This window comes from Tamlana sp. 2_MG-2023 (assembly GCF_030548465.1).
In the GTDB taxonomy this organism is placed as follows: Bacteria; Bacteroidota; Bacteroidia; order Flavobacteriales; family Flavobacteriaceae; genus Pseudotamlana.
Map to the genome: position 1 here is coordinate 1 of NZ_JAUOSF010000033.1, position 3295 is coordinate 3295.

Here is a 3295-nt window from a genome sequence, read left to right on the forward strand (position 1 = left end):
GTGTAAGGTGCGTTGCGACTAAGAAGTTAGGATTTCCGAATGGAAATCCGAAGTTGAATAGAAGTACTGCACATTAACTTAACGCTAAAGTAAGCAATGCATTTTACACTGTGTTGTGTATAGCGCTTTTTTTGTCCGTTTTTATGCTTTAAACCTCTAAAATTAAGGGTTTTTAAATAATTTTTCACGAGAGATTTGCCGTAAAACTTACGTTTTTCTTTTTACGCAATTATTGGAATATTTTGTCTTTTAAACCTCAATTTTGTCACGAACTAATTTGCCGTCCAGATTTTCAGTCCGCCGTAAGAGTTGTGCAATATTGATGTCCGAAGTCGTCTGAGTGATCAGAATCAGTTTTTTGAGCTTTGTTAAGCATATTTTTAGCGTTCTAAAAGTCCGAATTACGTCATAATTGCGGATTGCTATTGTCCGAAATCGCATGAGTGAACAGAATCCGATTGCGTTATACTTTTAAAGTTTGTTTTCGCTTAGATTCCAGGAAAATTAGTTTTTATATTTTTTGAGGAAATCAGAGTTTTTTGGAGCAAGATCTTAAGGGATTGAGCTTTTTGGATAGGAGTGAGCCGTTATACACAACGGTTTCATGTAAGGTGCGTTGCGACTAAGAAAGTAGGATTTCCGTTTGGAAATCCGAAGTTGGATAGAAGTACAGCACATTAACTTAACGCTAAAGTAAGCAATGAATTTTACATTGTGTTAGCCCACGTTTAGTTTATTCAGGTTTAGATTCGCAGTATTAATCACATTTTTACCTGATTTTACTTTGCATTTATTGCCGTTTTGATTTTAATCCGTCGCAACAGTTTCGTTTTGCCATTATCCAAAACCGTTTGAGTAATCAGAGTTTTAAATACTAATTTTTAACAAACTAACATGCCGTCCAGCTAATCAGTCCGTCGCAACAGTTTCGTATTGTTAGGGTCAGAAATCGGCTGAGTGAGTATAATCCGTTGCGCTATATTTTAAATTTCTGTTTTCGCTTCGATTCCAGGAGCTAATAGTTATTTAATTTTTTTGTTAAAATTAAATTTTTAGAGAAATAAATTAAGGAATCTATGATAAGAATAGAGTAGGAGTTTGGAGAAAGGATTTAAGGGACTAAATTTTGATGAGCCGAGTAAAAATGTGGGCTAACGGTTGATGTATTGAAAGTTGCGTTTAAGCCCGCGAGGATTTTCCGAAGGAAAATCCGCTTAGCAAAAAAAAACAAGCCTTTCGGAATAGCTAAAAATAGCAATTTTTTATACATTTTGTTAGCACACGTGTATTTTTGTTTAGTTTTTACCTTTAAAATGCTTAGAAATAATTGTTTAGCGAGCTGGTTTTTACGTTTAGATTTGCCGTTCAGATTTTCAGTCCGCCGTAAAATTTGCGCAATATTGGTGTCCGAAGCCGTTTGAGTAAGCAGAATCAGCTTTTTTGAGCTCTGTTAAACATATTTTTAGCGTTTTATAAGTCCGATTAGCGCAATGATTGCGTATTGCTAGTGTCCGAAGCCGTCTGAGTAAACAGATTCCGATTGGGTTATATTTTTAAAGTTTGTTTTCGCTTCGATTCCAGTATAGTGGCTTCTTTAATTTTTTTGATAAAATTAAAGTTTTTAGAGTCAGAATTTCAGGAATCTAGCTTTTTTCAGAGCAGAGTAGGGATGTGTGCTAACGGTTGATGTATTGAAAGTTGCGTTTATGCCCGCGAGGATTTTCCGCAGGAAAATCCGCTTAGCAAAAAAAAACAAGCCTTTCGGACTAGCTAAAAATAGCAATTTTTTATACATTTTGTTAGCGCACGTGTATTTTTGTTTAGTTTTTACCTTTAAAACACTTAGAGATAACTGTTTAGCGAACTGATTTTTAGGTTTAGTTTTGCCGTTCAGATTTTTAGTCAGCCGTAAGAGTTGCGCAATATTGGTGTCCGACACCGTTTGAGTAAGCTGAATCAGCTTTTTTGAGCTCTGTTAAGTATATTTTTAGCGTTTTATAAGTCCGATTAGTGTCATAATTGCGCATTGCTAGTGTCCGAAATCGCATGAGTGAGAAGAGTCCGATAGCGTTCTGTTTTTAACGTCTGTTTTCGCTTCGATTACAGGAGAATGGCTTCTTTAATTTTTTTGATAAAATTAAAGTTTTTTAGGGTGAGATATTCAGGAATCTAGCTTTTTTAGAGCAGAGTAGGGATGTGTGCTAACGTTGTTGTATATGGTTTGTTGCGTGTTTCAAGCAACTAATTTAGTAAATAATTACGGACAAAGAAAGTCCGCGAGGACTTTCGTAAGTAGCCGAAAAGCTAGCAATAAATTATATACGTTGTTGGCAACTGTTTTTATTTCAAATAGTTCTTTATAAATTGAAAAAACCGATAAATAAATAATCCGAATATCAAGTTTAAAAAACCAACTATTCCCAATATCACTATTGGTTTTAAGGATTCAGGAAAATAATATGATAGCATAAAGGTGGTTAGAACAAAAACAATCAGTCCGTAAGTAATCATTCCTATGCCGAGTTTTTTGTCTTCATCATATTTGTCATTTTCTTTGATTAATTTCAGTCCTTTATGTTTTACGTCAATTCCAATATTTGGTTGTTGCCCATTATCGTTTTCTGCTAGGATGTTAAATTTAATTTCAGATTTTCGATTAAACACAGGCAGGTAAAACTTAGAATTTGTTTGATAATATTCAATGTCGTTTTGAAGTTTTACTGGTGTAATATGATTCGGGTCTTCTTTCTGTTTTTCAATGTTTTCAGTATTCTGCTTGAGTACTTCCACTAGTCCATTATAGTGGTTTTTTTCCAATGGAATTGTTTTGCCTGAGTCTACATAAAATCCATTTTGACCTTTAATAAATGAATTTTTATCAACCCAAATATCAATGAAAATATCTTGGTAGTCTTTATTACTATCATTTTCTAGAATGATGGTCATAAAATTCAAATGATTAGTTTTTAGTCCATTGTAAAAGACTTCAATATTTCCCCAATATTCATTTTGATTCGAGGTTGCCAATGGTTGAAATAGAATATTGTATTTAATGAAAGTAAGTCTATTTTTAAATTTTTCAAGATATATTCCAATAGCAAGACTAACCAAGCCTGTTATAATAAGTGAGATTGTAGTAGGTGCGATATCTTGTAAAAATTCAGTCATAATTTTTCATTTTTCAAATAGTTGCCAACGGTTTCGTGTAAGGTGCGTTGCGACTAAGAAGTTAGGATTTCCGAATGGAAATCCGAAGTTGAATAGAAGTACTACACATTATTATAAGTACTAAAGT

General features: G+C 33.5%; 1 protein-coding gene. It reads right to left on the minus strand.

All coding sequences use genetic code 11. The annotated features are described in order from the left end of the window. Positions 1-2340 precede the first annotated feature (2340 nt). The gene (locus tag Q4566_RS16950) at positions 2341-3168 is read right to left on the minus strand and encodes a hypothetical protein (RefSeq protein WP_303423756.1); all 828 of its coding nucleotides are present in this window, start codon (positions 3166-3168) and stop codon (positions 2341-2343) included. Positions 3169-3295: the final 127 nt, after the last annotated feature.

What these genes read in the sequence shown, in the direction of transcription:
- Q4566_RS16950 (WP_303423756.1), bottom strand. Translation starts at nt 3,168, where the DNA reads ATGACTGAATTTTTACAAGATATCGCACCTACTACAATCTCACTTATT.